The sequence below is a fragment of the Myxosarcina sp. GI1 genome (assembly GCF_000756305.1).
GTDB lineage: Bacteria > Cyanobacteriota > Cyanobacteriia > Cyanobacteriales > Xenococcaceae > Myxosarcina.
Genome location: NZ_JRFE01000032.1, coordinates 16,595 through 31,507 on the forward strand (window position 1 = coordinate 16,595; position 14,913 = coordinate 31,507).

The 14,913-nt window shown below is 40.7% G+C and carries 22 protein-coding genes and 1 pseudogene; 11 read left to right on the top strand and 12 right to left on the bottom strand.

The features are described 5' to 3' along the window. Positions 1-21: 21 nt before the first annotated feature. The 3 genes from KV40_RS23245 to KV40_RS35165 are packed head-to-tail and all read right to left on the bottom strand — an operon-like array spanning position 22 to position 1,412. Complete coding sequence (locus KV40_RS23245) at positions 22-600, bottom strand: hypothetical protein (RefSeq protein ID WP_036486514.1); 579 nt, start codon at positions 598-600, stop codon at positions 22-24. A gap of 22 nt (positions 601-622) precedes the next feature. Further along, positions 623-1,195, bottom strand: coding sequence for a hypothetical protein (locus KV40_RS23250; protein WP_172657327.1), 573 nt, complete (start codon positions 1,193-1,195; stop codon positions 623-625). Between the two features lie 55 nt (positions 1,196-1,250). After that, the gene (locus tag KV40_RS35165) at positions 1,251-1,412 is read right to left on the bottom strand and encodes a hypothetical protein (protein ID WP_156114131.1); all 162 of its coding nucleotides are present in this window, start codon (positions 1,410-1,412) and stop codon (positions 1,251-1,253) included. Positions 1,413-1,695: 283 nt separating this feature from the next. On the opposite strand from KV40_RS35165, the gene KV40_RS23255 reads away from it, so the two are divergent. After that, positions 1,696-2,175 (top strand): nucleoside deaminase, encoded by a 480-nt coding sequence (locus KV40_RS23255; RefSeq protein ID WP_036486677.1) that lies wholly within the window; start codon positions 1,696-1,698, stop codon positions 2,173-2,175. A gap of 222 nt (positions 2,176-2,397) precedes the next feature. On the opposite strand, the gene arfB is transcribed toward KV40_RS23255, so the two are convergent. Beyond that, on the bottom strand, positions 2,398-2,814 hold the full coding sequence (arfB, locus tag KV40_RS23260) for an alternative ribosome rescue aminoacyl-tRNA hydrolase ArfB (RefSeq protein ID WP_036486518.1): 417 nt from the start codon (positions 2,812-2,814) through the stop codon (positions 2,398-2,400). A 236-nt stretch (positions 2,815-3,050) separates the two neighbouring features. Then, complete coding sequence (locus KV40_RS35170) at positions 3,051-3,206, bottom strand: hypothetical protein (RefSeq protein ID WP_156114132.1); 156 nt, start codon at positions 3,204-3,206, stop codon at positions 3,051-3,053. Positions 3,207-3,261: 55 nt separating this feature from the next. On the opposite strand from KV40_RS35170, the gene KV40_RS23265 reads away from it, so the two are divergent. Next, entirely contained in the window at positions 3,262-4,248 is a 987-nt protein-coding gene (locus KV40_RS23265; protein WP_216595684.1) for an isopenicillin N synthase family oxygenase, read from the top strand. Between the two features lie 344 nt (positions 4,249-4,592). Here the strand turns inward: KV40_RS23265 and KV40_RS23275 are convergent, their stop codons facing one another. Both KV40_RS23275 and KV40_RS23280 read right to left on the bottom strand, forming a co-directional pair. Next, positions 4,593-5,072 (bottom strand): DUF1643 domain-containing protein, encoded by a 480-nt coding sequence (locus KV40_RS23275; RefSeq protein WP_036486523.1) that lies wholly within the window; start codon positions 5,070-5,072, stop codon positions 4,593-4,595. A 149-nt stretch (positions 5,073-5,221) separates the two neighbouring features. Then, a complete protein-coding gene (locus tag KV40_RS23280) occupies positions 5,222-5,515 on the bottom strand; it encodes a hypothetical protein (protein ID WP_156114134.1) in 294 nt (97 codons plus the stop codon). A 325-nt stretch (positions 5,516-5,840) separates the two neighbouring features. On the opposite strand from KV40_RS23280, the gene KV40_RS37410 reads away from it, so the two are divergent. Beyond that, positions 5,841-5,939 carry an endonuclease gene (locus KV40_RS37410; protein WP_371260823.1) on the top strand — a complete coding sequence of 33 codons (99 nt, stop codon included), beginning with the start codon at positions 5,841-5,843 and terminating at the stop codon, positions 5,937-5,939. Positions 5,940-5,947: 8 nt separating this feature from the next. Beyond that, positions 5,948-6,163 (top strand): hypothetical protein, encoded by a 216-nt coding sequence (locus KV40_RS23285; protein ID WP_172657328.1) that lies wholly within the window; start codon positions 5,948-5,950, stop codon positions 6,161-6,163. 49 nt (positions 6,164-6,212) lie between these two features. On the opposite strand, the gene KV40_RS23290 is transcribed toward KV40_RS23285, so the two are convergent. Together KV40_RS23290 and KV40_RS35175 are read right to left on the bottom strand one after the other, a co-directional pair. After that, positions 6,213-6,578: a hypothetical protein gene (locus KV40_RS23290; RefSeq protein WP_156114136.1), complete on the bottom strand. Its 366-nt coding sequence runs from the start codon at positions 6,576-6,578 to the stop codon at positions 6,213-6,215. 28 nt (positions 6,579-6,606) lie between these two features. Then, positions 6,607-6,750 (bottom strand): hypothetical protein, encoded by a 144-nt coding sequence (locus KV40_RS35175; RefSeq protein WP_156114137.1) that lies wholly within the window; start codon positions 6,748-6,750, stop codon positions 6,607-6,609. Between the two features lie 72 nt (positions 6,751-6,822). Between KV40_RS35175 and KV40_RS23295 the strand changes: the two genes are divergently transcribed. After that, complete coding sequence (locus KV40_RS23295; protein ID WP_052055872.1) at positions 6,823-7,125, top strand: hypothetical protein; 303 nt, start codon at positions 6,823-6,825, stop codon at positions 7,123-7,125. Between the two features lie 175 nt (positions 7,126-7,300). After that, positions 7,301-9,457: an amidase family protein gene (locus KV40_RS23300; protein ID WP_072013882.1), complete on the top strand. Its 2,157-nt coding sequence runs from the start codon at positions 7,301-7,303 to the stop codon at positions 9,455-9,457. A gap of 166 nt (positions 9,458-9,623) precedes the next feature. Here the strand turns inward: KV40_RS23300 and KV40_RS23305 are convergent, their stop codons facing one another. Beyond that, the gene (locus tag KV40_RS23305; protein ID WP_216595685.1) at positions 9,624-10,382 is read right to left on the bottom strand and encodes a hypothetical protein; all 759 of its coding nucleotides are present in this window, start codon (positions 10,380-10,382) and stop codon (positions 9,624-9,626) included. 107 nt (positions 10,383-10,489) lie between these two features. Here KV40_RS23305 and KV40_RS37035 point away from each other — a divergent pair, with 107 nt between their 5' ends. Both KV40_RS37035 and KV40_RS35180 read left to right on the top strand, forming a co-directional pair. Then, on the top strand, positions 10,490-10,624 hold the full coding sequence (locus KV40_RS37035) for a hypothetical protein (protein ID WP_256381162.1): 135 nt from the start codon (positions 10,490-10,492) through the stop codon (positions 10,622-10,624). Beyond that, on the top strand, positions 10,590-10,742 hold the full coding sequence (locus KV40_RS35180) for a hypothetical protein (RefSeq protein WP_156114138.1): 153 nt from the start codon (positions 10,590-10,592) through the stop codon (positions 10,740-10,742). The genes KV40_RS37035 and KV40_RS35180 overlap by 35 nt, the downstream gene beginning before the upstream one ends. On the opposite strand, the pseudogene KV40_RS37415 reads toward KV40_RS35180, so the two are convergent. Next, a pseudogene (locus tag KV40_RS37415) lies at positions 10,732-11,372 on the bottom strand (dienelactone hydrolase family protein); the annotation flags it as partial. The gene KV40_RS35180 and the pseudogene KV40_RS37415 overlap by 11 nt on opposite strands. Here KV40_RS37415 and KV40_RS35185 point away from each other — a divergent pair. Beyond that, positions 11,268-11,618 (top strand): hypothetical protein, encoded by a 351-nt coding sequence (locus KV40_RS35185; RefSeq protein WP_156114139.1) that lies wholly within the window; start codon positions 11,268-11,270, stop codon positions 11,616-11,618. The pseudogene KV40_RS37415 and the gene KV40_RS35185 overlap by 105 nt on opposite strands. A 71-nt stretch (positions 11,619-11,689) precedes the next feature. Here the strand turns inward: KV40_RS35185 and KV40_RS36335 are convergent, their stop codons facing one another. After that, on the bottom strand, positions 11,690-12,031 hold the full coding sequence (locus KV40_RS36335; RefSeq protein WP_072013883.1) for a hypothetical protein: 342 nt from the start codon (positions 12,029-12,031) through the stop codon (positions 11,690-11,692). A gap of 213 nt (positions 12,032-12,244) precedes the next feature. Between KV40_RS36335 and KV40_RS23325 the strand changes: the two genes are divergently transcribed. Together KV40_RS23325 and KV40_RS23330 are read left to right on the top strand one after the other, a co-directional pair. Then, positions 12,245-12,589: a DOPA 4,5-dioxygenase family protein gene (locus KV40_RS23325; protein ID WP_036486535.1), complete on the top strand. Its 345-nt coding sequence runs from the start codon at positions 12,245-12,247 to the stop codon at positions 12,587-12,589. 106 nt (positions 12,590-12,695) lie between these two features. Then, positions 12,696-14,897, top strand: coding sequence for an ATP-dependent RecD-like DNA helicase (locus KV40_RS23330; protein WP_036486536.1), 2,202 nt, complete (start codon positions 12,696-12,698; stop codon positions 14,895-14,897). Positions 14,898-14,913: the final 16 nt, after the last annotated feature.

Consider the following 14,913-nt stretch of genomic DNA (forward strand, 5'->3'; position numbering starts at 1 on the left):
TTATTTCAAGAAAGTAAATTACTAAGGAATTAATTTCCAGAGCTGCTCTTTGTTAATATCCGTACCATCTGTCACAAAGTATAATGCGTCATCTGTTGCTACAAGGTGTTTTGGCAATCTGATATGTTTTTCTAGCTCGTCAGATATTACTTTAGATACTTGGTTTCCATCGTATTTCCACAAATGTCTACTACGGTCATTGTTGTCTCTGGCAATAAAATATAGTTGGTTTTTGAATATGGTTAAATCTGTAGGATTAGAACCTTTCTTACCCCTCACTATATCTGCAATCAAAAATGTATCGCTACCATCATATTTCCAAAGTTCATAACCGTGAATTCCATCATCGGCTCTAAAAAAAAGCGCATTTTGATAAATAATCATCTTTTCTTTAACTTTATGAGAAGAACCAATTAATGTCATTACTAAGAAAGTTTGTTTTTCATCATACTTCCAGAGTTTGTGTCCATCTTCTAACTGAAAGAGTAATTGATTATTTAAAACAATAAAATTATCTGGATCGTAAGGATGATAATATTTATTTTTGCTATTAAATACATTTATTTCCGATCTAAAGCTTTGACCATCATAACTCCACAATCCTCCATCAAATGAATTATATTTAACACCAAAAAAAATTTTGTTTTGAAAAACATGAAGAGAACCAAAAGTAAAAAAAAATATTAGGCATAGAATCAAGCCGAGCTACACTAAAGCCGTCATACTTGAAAAAAGTTCTGCTAACCGTAAAATATAATTCACCATTATATACAATCAAATTACTAGGTGCAGATCCTTTTTTACCAGGAACAACATCAATTATTTGCAATCCTCGCTTGTTGTACGACCATAATTCTCGACCATGTTCATTACTTTCACCAGTGAAATATAGAGTATTCTTGTGAATAATTAAGTTTTTTGGGTCTAATCCTAAATTTTGATTATTAGTTTCAATCCTAGTAACTTCAGTCAATTTATTGTTATGATATTTCCACACCTTACTGCGATGTCCTTTAATAAGTTGCATCCATTCCTGGCTAAGATCTTGATTTTTATTTATTTTTGCTTGTACAAAATAGAGTGTATTACCAGTCGTAATTAATTCATAGATAGAATAAGCTTCTGTTACTAGCTGAAGTTTTTCCGCACGAACTAATTTACAAAAACTTAGAAAAATTGGTGTTAATAAGATCATTAAAACAAGCTGCTCGAACTTATAAACAGTTAATATTTTAAAGAAAATATTAAAATTAGAATTTATTAACATTAGTAAAAATTAGATGAACTAGCTGATGACAACAACGGCAAACCAAACCCAAGTCAACATAATTTTGATAATAAGCTTCTGCCACCGCTACTTTCAAACCGCCATATTTCAAACTTTTGGCAATTTGCACATTCAAACCATACATACCTTCAGTATGCCTTTATAACATTTTTATGAGGCGGTCGATTCAGTCCTCTATTAAAAGAGGATTTCAACTGTGGTAGTTTGTAAGCGTTGAGACATTTAACTTTCAAGGTTCGGTTGCCTGTTTTAGAAATTTGGTTTGGTCGCGGCTCCTAAAGCAATCAGTTTTCCCATTTTCAGTTAATACGCCCATATAAAGTAGTCATACGGAAAATATCATTATAATAAACTAGTCGGGCGGCAGCTATACTTCTGTGCCAATACTGGAATTTAAGAAATACGTCATGGTGAACGATGGAGACATACAGCATCTGCGTCGGTGCATAGAACTTGCAACTGAGGCTCTAATGTTAGGTGACGAGCCATTCGGCTCTGTACTTGTAGCAGCGGATGGAGAGGTTCTGTTTGAAGCTCGCAATCACGTTGCTTCAGGCGATCGAACCCGTCATCCAGAGTTCGAGATTGCACGGTGGGCTGCGGCGAATCTGACCTCGGAAGACAGAGCAGAAGCAACTGTCTATACCTCTGGTGAGCATTGTCCAATGTGTGCCGCAGCACATGGCTGGGTCGGGTTGGGACGTATAGTGTATGTGAGTTCCTCCGAGCAATTGGCAACGTGGCTTAGCGAACTTGGAGTTCCAGCACCTCCCGTACGAACTCTACCAATCTGTGAAGTAGTTCCAAACGTGGTAGTTGATGGTCCAGTTCCAAGTCTTGTCGAACAGGTGCATGAGTTACATCGTCGTTTCCATAGCTCATCATAGTTGCCATTAACGTTGCTCATGCACACCGACCGTCGAAAATTGAACGATCGACAACACACGACATCTGGTAGTTGACCAATTTATTTTTTGCTTAACTTGTCACCAATTATGCTTGATTATATTACTTTACCAGACAACCTTTTACCGCCTCCTGCTCCCTACTCTCATGCGGCAAAAGATGTCGTAGGGGTTCGATTCCTCCAACTTCCGTTTGAGATTTCACTAATCATAATCAACCTTTTTTCTTGATGTCTTTAGTTGACTTCGTTTGGCTTTGCTATCTAACCGTCGTCTCTTTGCTCCTTTGCTCGGCTTGGTTGGAAGTCGCTTCTTCTTGGGAGTTGATACGCTTTTGATTAAATCCTTAAGTCGCCTTAAAGCATCTTCTCTATTCTGCTGCTGAGTACGGAACTGTTGGGCTTTAATAACAACAACACCATCGGTTGATATTCTAGAATCATTTAACTTCAACAGCTTGTATTTGTAGCGGTCGGGAAGTGAAGAAGCTTCAAGATCGAATCGTAAATGTATTGCAGTAGCTACCTTGTTTACATTTTGTCCACCTGCTCCAGTCGAGCGTACAGCTTTTAACTCTATTTCACTACTGGGAACACTAAGTTGCTCTGAAATTTTTAACATTAAGATTGTTGCTAATAACCAATGGTAATCTTAATACTTTCTATTCCTACATTGAGTGCTTCTTCTGCCGTGTAGTAAATTTCTTGCGGTTGGTAAATCCATCCATCTCAGAAGGCGATGCCTTCGGCTAGGCTTCGCCAATCGCATCACTGTTTTCTACTGTTGGTGGTGGATTAGTCGAAGGTTGATTGAGTATTTCATGGACTAACTTTACTGCTGGTATTTGTTCTGAATAGTTATCTACTCCTACAATAAATACACCACACTCTGAGGTCTGTATAGTCTATGGTTTTATAAAAGTCAGCAGAGTGTAGTTTAATGATTCCCCATTCGTCTAGGAACAGGCGATCGTATTTTTGAAGGAACTCTTGGATTTCAGGAGGATAATTCATTTACTGACAGTAGCTTATTTTAATGCTTCTCGTCCAGTAGAGAATGTACCTTAATGTGTATAGAAGTAAATATAGTTGCGTCAATCAAGCCGTGTCCGAAAAAATTCCTATTATCGACTTTGCCCTCTTTACAGAAGGAAACAAATCACGAAGAAGTGCTATTGCTGCTGAAATTTACCTCGCTTGCCAGGAAATAGGGTTTATGTACCTCAAAAATCCAGGTATCGATTCGGATTTGATTACAGAAACTTTTAAGCGATCTCAAAAGTTTTTCAACCTGACTTTAGCTGAAAAAAATAAGCTGGCATGGTCAGATGAATTTAGCAATCGCGGTTATGTTGGAGTAGGACGAGAACGTCTTGACGATAGCAAACCAGGGGATTTAAAGGAAGCATATAATATCGGTAAGGAGATTGACCCAACCTGGTTAAGTACAACGCATCCTTCTCTATATTACAATCGCTGGCTCGAACGAGATGAAGGCTTTCGGCAGACGATGTTAGATTTCTTTTCTGCCTGTAATGCTGCTGCCATGAACCTTTGCGAAGCGATGGCGATCGCACTAGGTCTTCCCGAATCTTTTTTCGTCCACAAGCATGACCGACAGGACAACACTCTAAGACTTCTCCACTATCCACCCATCGAACAAACTCCCTCATCAGGACAGCTAAGAGCAGGAGAACATTCAGATTATGGTAGTTTCACCCTTCTATTTCAAGATGCCGTCGGAGGTTTAGAAGTGCGTAATGCTCGTGGTGAATGGATTGAAGCACCCTTTATTCCTGAAACCGTTCTGCTTAATACAGGAGATCTAATGCAACGCTGGACGAATCATGTATTTTGCTCCACCAAACACCGTGTCAGAATCCCTCAAGATCGAAGGGCAAAGCAATCTCGATATTCAATCGCTTTCTTTTGCCATCCCAACCACGATACTGAAATTAGCTGCCTAGAAACCTGTCAGAGTGTCGAACATCCGACTCTTTATCCTCCTATTACTGCTGGAGATTATCTTCTTTCTCGCCTTCAGGCTACATATTAGGTCGGTTTTTATAAACATTAAATAGCTCGACCGTTCCTTACACAGATACAGCCCAGTCTAGTGCTTCTTTTCCAGTAGAGATTGATGATGGTATCTGTACCGCCCTTACCCGATCATTCATAAGATTTGTTGCCTTGAGAAAGCAACTGGTTTGAACGTTAACTCTATCACCACCGAGACGAAAAAAATTATAGGCAAACTCCCCTTCTTGCCAGGACTCAGTTGGAGTTGAATTTAATCTTTTCAAGACTAGTAAGCAGTTATCGCTAGATAGTCCTCGAAGCTTTATTGAATTATTCGACTCGTTCGACATAACACTACAAGAAAAACTGTTTTGATTTTAATTAAATCACTAATTGGTGGAATAGTTCAGGTTTAGTAGTTCTGCGAAGATACAAAGGATGACGGGGACAACCTCTTTTTGTAATACCTAAAGAATAAAGATGATTATGGTTTTTTAGTAGATCGAGAGTATATAAATCCTGTTTTCTCCATAATCCATAATTACCCCAGGCTAGAATGACGCGCTTGCTCTTTGAAACACTCTCTAAAATATAGCGATCGTTGTCCCTTCCGATTGGTTCTGCTGCTTGCTTGAGCAATGATGGCTTAGGTGTTCGATAGGCAAAGAGATTGACTACTTCTAATCTGCTATAGCCCCACGATTTAGCAAAGTTGATACAGCGCGTGATAGTCGGATCGTTAATCTCTGCATCCGCACGACTGGGGTTGAGCATGATGAAAGAAACGGTTTTACTTTCACTATCCCATTCACGCCATAGCAGATAGCGATAATCGCCCTTTATTACTGCACCACACCGCATCGCTTTTTAATTGCCTTTGTAAGAAAGTTCTCTATATAAACCCCAATACTAATCAAACCATCTTCGTAGCCCCACCAAGTTTTATCGATTATTTCTCCAAAGCGATCGCGAGTAGTAAATTCCCAATCAGCAGGAGGAATAAACTTTTGTTATATTTGTAAGTCTTGGTATTGGTAAAAGGTTGTTTTATCGGACTTGCTAATAATGCTGACAGGATAAGGATAAATTCTCTCTTTAGCTCCTGATTGACAGAAGCTATTATGTACCAACCATTTAACTAACTCTTCATCTGCCTTGTTGTAGGTAACTGCATTACAGTCTAGGCTTACGTCAATCATTGGTTGCAGCGTATCGTAAGCTTGCTGTGCTGCTGTAATGGTTTCAAAGAAAATGGTTGTAGTGGTCATGGTAGGGCGATCGCAATTGTTGGATTTACTTTTCAATTATTCCCTTTCAGTATTAGCTCGACCACTCTAGATAGATGAAAGTTAAGGCAATCACTTACAATCATCAACTCATAAACACTTCCGAGCATAAGCAGTTACTCATAGACATCGCCTTGTAGCACGAACAATCTATATCGCGAAACTATTGAAGGTTGGCGATCCCACTATTATTAGGCATACTCTCAAGTTTTTTACTAGCATGAGAATTCTATTGCTCTATGTGACAATATCCGATTTTTATTAAAAAACACTAAAATTGCTGGACCAAGTTGTTAGGTTGTGTTTGTAACTCAAATTCAGTACTTTACTGAGGAGAAACATCATGACAACTCTTTTAATTAGTGTTTTAGTTTTGGGCTGGCTTTTAGCTGCTACTATCGGCACTTATGCCTATTTTGCCAACGAGCAAAACCCTAAATAAATTTGCTTTTGAAGCGAAAAGTTACTCCAGATCTTCAGGAGGTAAAAATGTCAAAAAAAGGAAAAACAACACTTAGTTCGATTGCCTTAGAGTGGCTCATAAAGGATTATCAACAGCATCCCAGTATGCGTCAAGTAGAGATTTTGAAAGACAAACTCAAACGGGAAAAACAGGAGGATAAGCTCGTTTATCAGTCTGTCAAAACGAATCTAGCTACTTGCTAATAATAACTTTGGCTGGAGCGATACCTATTCGTTCCAGTCTAATAATTAATTAATAATAAATTCTATCTCTTACAGGATAATAGGGAAAAATTCTGTTTTCTATATAGTAATAGCGATCGCCCTGATTTGCCCCGCGTCGATTTCTCCAGTTTCTTCTTTGAATCGCTCTTACGTCAAAATATTCTACTCCTGAGATGTCGTATTCTCTAAGTTCTTTAAGATCGTCCCGAATCGAAACTGCTTCATCCTCGCTCTTAAAATTCCAACTGCCTTTACCTCCAGCACTAAGATCGTCAAAGTTAAAGCTATCGGCAGTTCTGCTTTGAGCGTTGCTTGGTAGTGTAGAAAAATTGACAACTATAATTCCTAGAGCAACCGCGCTTAAGTGTATTGCTCCCTTTGCAGTAGTCAACATAGTGTTTCGCTCTGAAGTTCTGTTACCTTTAAAAGGTAGAAAAAAATTTGTTACCTCCGCATCCACGTTGGGAACGATACTTAGATATTTGGCTGGTTGATGCAGAGCGATCGCGCCCACTACGATACAATAAATCCCGTTCCTCGCGATCGCCTCTACTCAAAATGCCCATAGATATAAGTCTCTATCCCGACAACTCGAAAGCACTTACACTAGAAATTAATAATACATCAAACATAAAATATTGGATATCGAACAGCTTCGTGCCAAATATCTCTGGTTGGTAAATGAAGAACTACCAGCACAGGCAAAGCAACGCGAGTTTCCCGTAAGATTTAATCATTGTTTTGCCAGAATAATTCTCGATAATTTATTCAATTGCTGTTGGTACGAAGCAATAGACCGCAAACAGGGTGCAGCTTATAAACAACTATCGGTAGAACAGCTAGAAAGAGCCATAGAGATTGCCGAAGTGATAATCGAGCGACCAGATAGCTATGTTCGGGAGCTTAATCAGAATAGTTTACGGTGGCGAAATAAAATTTGAAAGTTCGTCAACAATAAAAGCAATTGTCAGAAAATTCAAACATAATCGTGAAAAAAGGCATAAGTAAGAGAAATAACTTATTGCAAACAAGATTTTCAGGTATTTTGTACCTATAGATACAGATTGAGCGAATTTTACGGCATAAGGTCGAGAATATCTTTAGCACCTCAAAATCATGTCATCTACTACTTCTATAGCGACTGATGAGCTTGTCAATCTAACCGTTAGCGATATCCAACAGGGGTTTAAAACAGGTGAATTCACTTCAGAAGAATTGACCGCATCATTCTTGAAGAGAATTGATAAATTTGAGCCTACTTATAATGCCTTTACTTACTTAAACCCCGATGCTTTAAAGTTAGCTAAAGAACTCGATTTAGAGTATGAAACTTCTGGTCCGCGCTCTCCCTTACATGGCGTTCCTATCGTAATTAAGGATGCAGTTGATATTGCTGGAATACGAACGACTGGTGGCTATGCAGGATTTGTCAGTGAAGCTGGTGGCATAGATTTAATTCCCGAACTCGATGCCCCAATTGTTTCTAAGTTAGAAGCAGCAGGAGCGGTTATCCTCGGTAAAACTAATCTACCTGCTTTTTCCGCCGATGGTACTAGAGCCAATAGCAGCTATTTCGGTCCGACATACAATGCTTATGACTTAACTATTGCTCCTGGTGCTAGCAGTAGCGGTTCGGCAACTGCCGTTGCAGCCAGTTTTGCCCTGATGGGAATCGCTGAAGAGACAGGAGGCTCGATCCAAAATCCTGCTGGCGCACAATCTTTGGTGGGAATCAAACCGACTTTTGGCTTAGTTCCTAACGTGGGTGTTGTGCCTTTAGCGGGTTCGACTCGCGATGTTTTAGGACCACTGACGCAGACCGTTTATGATGCTGCCATTACCTTAGATATACTTGCAGGACCAGATCCTGCCGACCCCAAAACTAGCGTTGCCGAAGGAGAAATTCCGCCCGATGGTTACGTATCTGCTCTAGACGACACGGCTTTAGAAGGCAAGCGGCTCGGTTTATTTGGCTCTGGTTTTAAAGATATAGAGCTTACGCCAGAAACTGAAACCCTGTACGAGCAGGCGCTCGATGTTGTATTGGAAGAAGGAACGACGGTTGTTGAAGATCCTTTTGCTGGTAGTGGCTTTGCCGAGCTTGACCCTGAAGTTAATGGTTTAGAAACGTTACCTTATGATTTCAATCAATACATTAAACGCCTCGGCTCTACTACCGAGGTAGATTCTCTAACACAATTGCTCGACGAACTTGACGAGCGAGGTTTTGCATCGCCCTTTGCTGAGGGTGAACCCCTAGAATTTGTTGGTTCTAATCCTGATATTGAAGAAAATTTAGCCAACCCCGATGTTTTGCCAATCGAGGAGTTTTTAGAAGTTCGTGAGGACTATCTGGAAATTTTTAACGAGGTACTAGAAAGTAACGACTTAGATGGTCTGGTTTTTCCCCAAATGTACGCTCCAGTCCCAGATTTATTCAGCGACGAGAGCTATTCTGCTACCACCGTATCGGAAATTAATATTTTAGGAACACCTGGAGTTACCGTTCCTGCTGGTTACTATGAAGACGGTTCGCCTTTCAGCCTGATTTTTTTGGGCGAAGCTTTTTCAGAAGCAGACCTCTTAGGATATGCTTATGACTACGAACAGGCAACCATGCTGCGGGAAGCTCCAGAGTTAGAACAAGTTACCGTCAGCGATCGCGCTCCTACTCCTGGCACTTTAAACAACGATGTCATCGAAGGTGAAGTTGACTTTGATGGTAAGGGCAATCTAGTTGTTAGTGGTAAAGGTAGCGATATTGTTGATGCTTCTACGGTAGAAAGTTTTAACCGTCTTTATGGCGGCAGAGACAATGATGAACTGTTCGCGGGAACCAAAAGTCGTCTGTTTGGCGGTAAAGGAAACGATATTCTCGATGCTACTGCTGGTAGTGGCGGCAATCGTCTCTACGGTGAAGAGGGAGACGATGTTTTGCTGGCTGGAAGTAATGACCGATTAGTTGGTGGAAAAGGTGATGACCGCTTGTTTGTATTTGATGGTGGTAATAACCTCATTACTGGTGATGCTGGTGACGACCAATTCTGGATTGCTATTAGTGACGTTCCCAGTCAAACTAATAAGATTACCGACTTTACCTCTGGAGAAGATGTTCTGGGCATTGAAGGTTTCCCCAATCTCAGTTTTGAAGGGCTAAATTTATCTCAAGACGGAGACAACGCGATTGTTAGTCTAGATGAAGATACTCCCATAGCTGAGTTACTAGGAGTACAAGCTGATAGTCTAACTGCTTCCGATTTTACTTTTGCCTGAGTTCTCATAGGATTTAGAAGATTGGCGATCGCTTTATTGGTAGTTGCTCTACATAGCAGTTGCTACTATCAAAATAGGGAAGTGGAGAAGCAATTGTTATGGGATACTAAGATCAAAACTTCAGCAGTATTGCTAAGATTGGTAGTTTAACACGATTGGCTTTTATTTAGCTTTGCTCCTGGTTAATTTCAATTAGTTCTTGAGGAAACTTTTTTCTCAAAGAGCAATCAAAATAGTACCAACACCAAAACTCAGCTATTTCTAATAACATCGGAACCGAGTCAGGAATTAACCCCGAACCATAACTTGGTTGATAGCGTTCTACATATTCTCTAGCCAGTTTATAAACCCAGCAAGCAAAATCTCGTTCGACAAAACAGCGCAAAGCATAATCTAACTTGAGTAGATAACCACTGCGGACAAAATGCACTGTAGTCCAATGAACGTTACGATAATCATCCCCTTGCCAACTATCAATCTGTTTTAGCAACCTCCAGATAGATTGTTTTTCTTCATCGGTAGGTACTGCTAAATAGCTCTCTTGTAAAGCAATCGCATCAGCCACGAGGTTTTTGTGAGTTGACCATTCTTCAGAAGTAAGTTCGGATGGAGATTCGGCTTGATTCATTTCCTGCTGCACTCGTTGGGAAAGGTAAAGAGCAAACTGTTGTGCTGTAATTTCATCAGTGCAGAGACTTTTGATGCTGGTTAAGCGAGTAATGGGTAGAGCAAAGATAGTTTCTTTGTTGCTAAGTTCGGCAGCAGCAAAGAGCCACTTTTTGATTTTGTTGGCGTTCGCTCTTTGCTGGCTTTTTTGGTTCATGGAAATACAAAATAAACCACAGCTATCTAATAAACATAATGAACTAATTACGCAAGCTATACACGCTACAATATTGCTTGGCGATTTTGCTTTAGTTGTCATCGGTATTGCTGTTGTAATTTCTATCTTGGCAATAATAGCTTCTCTCGACAATTAACTTTTTCCTATAGCGTTGATACTTCTACCAACCGTATTTAATTAAGTAGTTAATGATAAAACATTTAATTATTTTATGTTTGTTAGTTTTCTCTTTCCTCTCTGTACCATCACCAGCATGGGCTTGGAACGGAGCGGGTCACATGACCACTGGTGCGATCGCTAGTTCGAGAACTACTGCAAGCTAATCCCGAAGCTGAAAGACTGTGGCAATCGCAATTAGAACGAGAAGAAGCATCAGATATTTTAATAAAAGCACTAAGCAAAATCGAGCGATCGCATCAAACAAAAGCCTTCAACTCATAACGCGCTTTAAGAAGTCAGTAATCTTGACCCAAGCATCATCTGTCGCTACAGGGTCGTATCGATAGCCATCATCTCGCATAAAAGTATGGTTAGCTTCATACAACAGTGTTTCATGGCGCACGTTTACTTTGTCTAAAGCTTGTAAAATCGTCTCGCGACCTTCAGGGGGAACGTGAGGATCGAGACTACCAAACACAGTCAGTAATTCACCCTCAATCTCACCAACGCGCTCGATGCTATCGGCTACTCCTCGCCCTAACTTACCGCTATGGATTCCAGTAAAATAGCAGCACACGGTAGCTTTCACCTGACCCCAAAAGCGGCGTGAAAGGCTAAATGTCCGCCAATACAGAAGCCCAATGCACCCAGTTTTCCAGATGCCACATTATTTTCTGACTTGAGCCATTCTAGAACCGCCAGCCCATCTGCATCGTATTCGGAGATCGCAGTGCGTCGAGCATTATCATTACCGCGCATCCGACCCAAATCATCTGGTTCGATCGCAGAACCGATGGGTTCGGTTCGATGAAAGATTTCTGGTACGGCAACCACATAACCGTATCCTGCCAGACGGTCTGCCAACAACGTAATCGGTCTACCCAACTGATAAATATCGGAATAAAACAAGAGGATAAAGAATATCCAGAAGAACTATATCCCGTCGTAGAGCTATCAGATAGTATCTTGGAACTTACAGAAAAACTAGAACTAATCCGAGGAAAACTGAATAATTTTGAGCAAAGATACCTAGAAGCTGATGAGGAAATACGGGAATGTGAAGGTTATGAAATTCCTAGTTCAACAAAACTCGATCATTGGCAAGCTGCAATTGAAGAGATGAGCAATCGCATCGAATTTTTAGGCGATCCGCTCTAATTTTCCTAAATTCTTCAACCAATATTATTCCTCAAACCACATAGTAGCCACTTTTCGATGTCGGCAGGAAGCTACTTGTTAAATTCTTCTGTGGCACGACCTGACAGATTTTCTTTAAGATGTTGCTCATGTTGTCGTTCGCGAGTTATTAATTCTCTGGCTTGCTCGTCGGTTATTTCATTTTTTAGATGAGCTTTAACTTCTTCTGTGGCACGACCTGACAGATTTTCTTTAAGATGTTGCTCGTGTTGCCGTTCGCGAGTTATTAATTCTCTGGCTTGCTCGTCGGTTATTTCATTTTTTAGATGAGCTTTAACTTCTTCGACGGTACGACCTAAGATATTTTCTTTCAAATGTTCCCTATGCTGTCTTTCTTTTGCCATCAATTTCCGAGTTTCATCTTGAGTAGACATAATTCGTGCTGCTGGATTAACTAAAGAACAACTATAAGATCATGTTATGCGATCTTGATGAATAGAGAGGTTAAAAGTAGTTAAAGATACAGAAAATAACACTTTTTCTGTGCGTCCATCAGCTTGGACTCTAAAATCAAACAGAACATTAACACTTAGACAATTGCAATCGCTATAGTTCCGTAGACCAGAACTGCTAAGGGAGAATTAAAAATGGAATTTCAAGACACCAGTTCGATTGAAAAGTATCACGCCCATGTCTATTTTGATGAATCTACCGTCGAGCCAGCCAAAGCTTTATGTGAGGAAGCTGGTAAAAGATTTGGGGTAAAAGTCGGACGGATGCACCATAGACCTATTGGTCCTCATCCCTGCTGGAGTTGTCAGCTAGCCTTCGACCTTAACCAACATACCGATTTACTGACTTGGCTGGCATTAAATAGAAACGGTCTGACAATTTTAATTCATCCTCTATCTGGTAACGATCTTCTAGACCACACYGCTTATGCGTCTTGGATGGGAGAACCACAGGCTTTAAAGCTGGATGTGTTTAAATAGTAAACGACAAATTCTGACAAGTGCGATTGGGCTTTGCCACTACTAGAGGCGATCGCTATAAATCTTGATAAACTAACTTTGAGTTACAAAAGAGAACTATTGTTCTATGTCATCACCTGCTGCTACCACACCTATATCTACACTGACTGGAGTAATTGAGAGAATTACCTTTCACTCGGAAGAATCGGGCTATACAGTAGCACGATTGAACACGGGCAATGTAAATAAACTAACTACTATCGTCGGCAGCTTCGCCAACCTTCAGGCAGGACAGACACTACAGCTACAGGGAACATGGAAGGAACACCCGAACTATGGTTCGCAGTTTGAAGTAGTTTATTACAAGGAAACCAAACCAGCTACACTGACAGGAATTGAGAAATATCTTGGTAGCGGTTTGATTAAAGGGGTTGGAAAAGTCACCGCTAAAAGAATAGTGAACCACTTTGGCTTAGAAACATTAGACATCATCGAAAACCAAATCCATCGTCTGAGTGAAGTTCCAGGCATCGCCAAGAAACGCATCGCCATGATTCAGAGTACCTGGGAGGAGCAGAAATTGATTAAAGATGTCATGGTATTTCTCTCCAGTCACGGTGTCTCTACTACTTATGCCGTCAAGATTTACAAACAGTACGGCGATAGTGCGATCGCTACAGTTACAACCAATCCCTATCAGTTAGCGATCGATATCTTTGGTATTGGTTTTCTCACTGCCGATAAGATTGCCGTCAAAGTAGGAGTATCCCCTTACTCTAAATTTCGCTATCGGGCTGGTGTTCTCCATGTTTTGAGTAAAGCTTCTGAAGACGGACATTGTTATCTACCTGAAAGTGAGCTTATTCCCTTTACTAGAGAGTTACTGACGGCAGACGGACATCAAGCAGATGAAACAGCGATCGCGGGCATTCTCTCAGAGATGGTCACAGAACAACAGCTAATTAAAGAAATAGACGAAGAAATACTTTACTACAAACCAAGTTTCTACCACTCCGAACAGCATCTAGCCAAACTGTTAAAACAAAAACTAGAAACCAAACCCGATGTAGATAGAGAGCGTGTCAATAACTGGATTGACCGATTTACTGCCGTCAAAAAGATCGTTTTATCCTCCCAACAATACCAAGCAGTAGAGACAGCAGCGAGAGAAAGAGTGCTGATTCTCACAGGCAACCCTGGTACAGGTAAAACCTTTTCAGTTAACACCATTGTTAAGCTCTGGAAAGCAATGGGTAAAAAGCTTCAGGCAGGTGCGCCTACTGGCAGGGCAGCGAAACGACTAACTGAAATGACGGGAATTGAAGCTAAGACTTTACATCGACTGCTAGAATTTGACCCTTCTAAGATGGGCTTTAAACGCGATACCGACAGTCCTTTAGACTGTGATGCTTTAGTGGTAGATGAATGTAGCATGGTCGATTTGTTTATGGCTCATTCCATACTAAAAGCTTTACCCAAAGACTCTTTGCTACTTATGGTTGGAGATATTGACCAACTTCCCTCAGTCGGACCAGGGAACGTCCTCAGAGACTTAATCGCCTCCCAACAAATTCCCGTCGTGCGTCTAACTCAAGTATTTAGACAAGCTGCCGAAAGTGCGATCGTTCGTACTGCCCACCAAATTAATAATGGTCGGATTCCCAAACTAGAACCAGTCAGTATGACGGCAACCTCCGACTGTCTCTGGCATTCAGGAGGAACAGAACCAGAACATGGCGTACAGACTATCTGTGACTTAATCGAGCATTACGTTCCAAAAGCTGGTTTTAATGCTGCCACTGATGTTCAGGTCTTGTGTCCTATGACTCGCGGTGTAGTCGGAACTCGCAATCTTAACGGAGTATTGCAACAGCTAATTAATCCTGCTGCTGAGTACAAAGAAGAATTAGTCAGGGGCGATAGTATTCTACGAATAGGCGATCGCGTCATGCAACTGAAAAACGACTACAACAAAGAGGTGTTTAACGGTGACTTGGGCATAGTCAGGGCAATTGATAAAACCGAGAAGGAAGTCACCATCGATTTTGATGGCAGAGACGCAACCTATGACTATGCCGACTTGAATGAAATTACTCTAGCTTGGGCAACCAGTATTCATAAATCTCAAGGAAGCGAATATCCCTTAGTTATTCTGCCTCTGTATACTCAACACTACGTTATGCTCTCCCGTAACCTGTTTTACACTGGTTTAACTAGAGCTAAAAAGCTAGCGTTGATTATTGGTTCGGAGAAGGCGATCGCCATAGCAGTGAAGCAGGTCAAGCAGCAGCAGAGGTATACAAAATTGAAAGAGAGATTACAATATTGACTCCAAAACTAAGTGT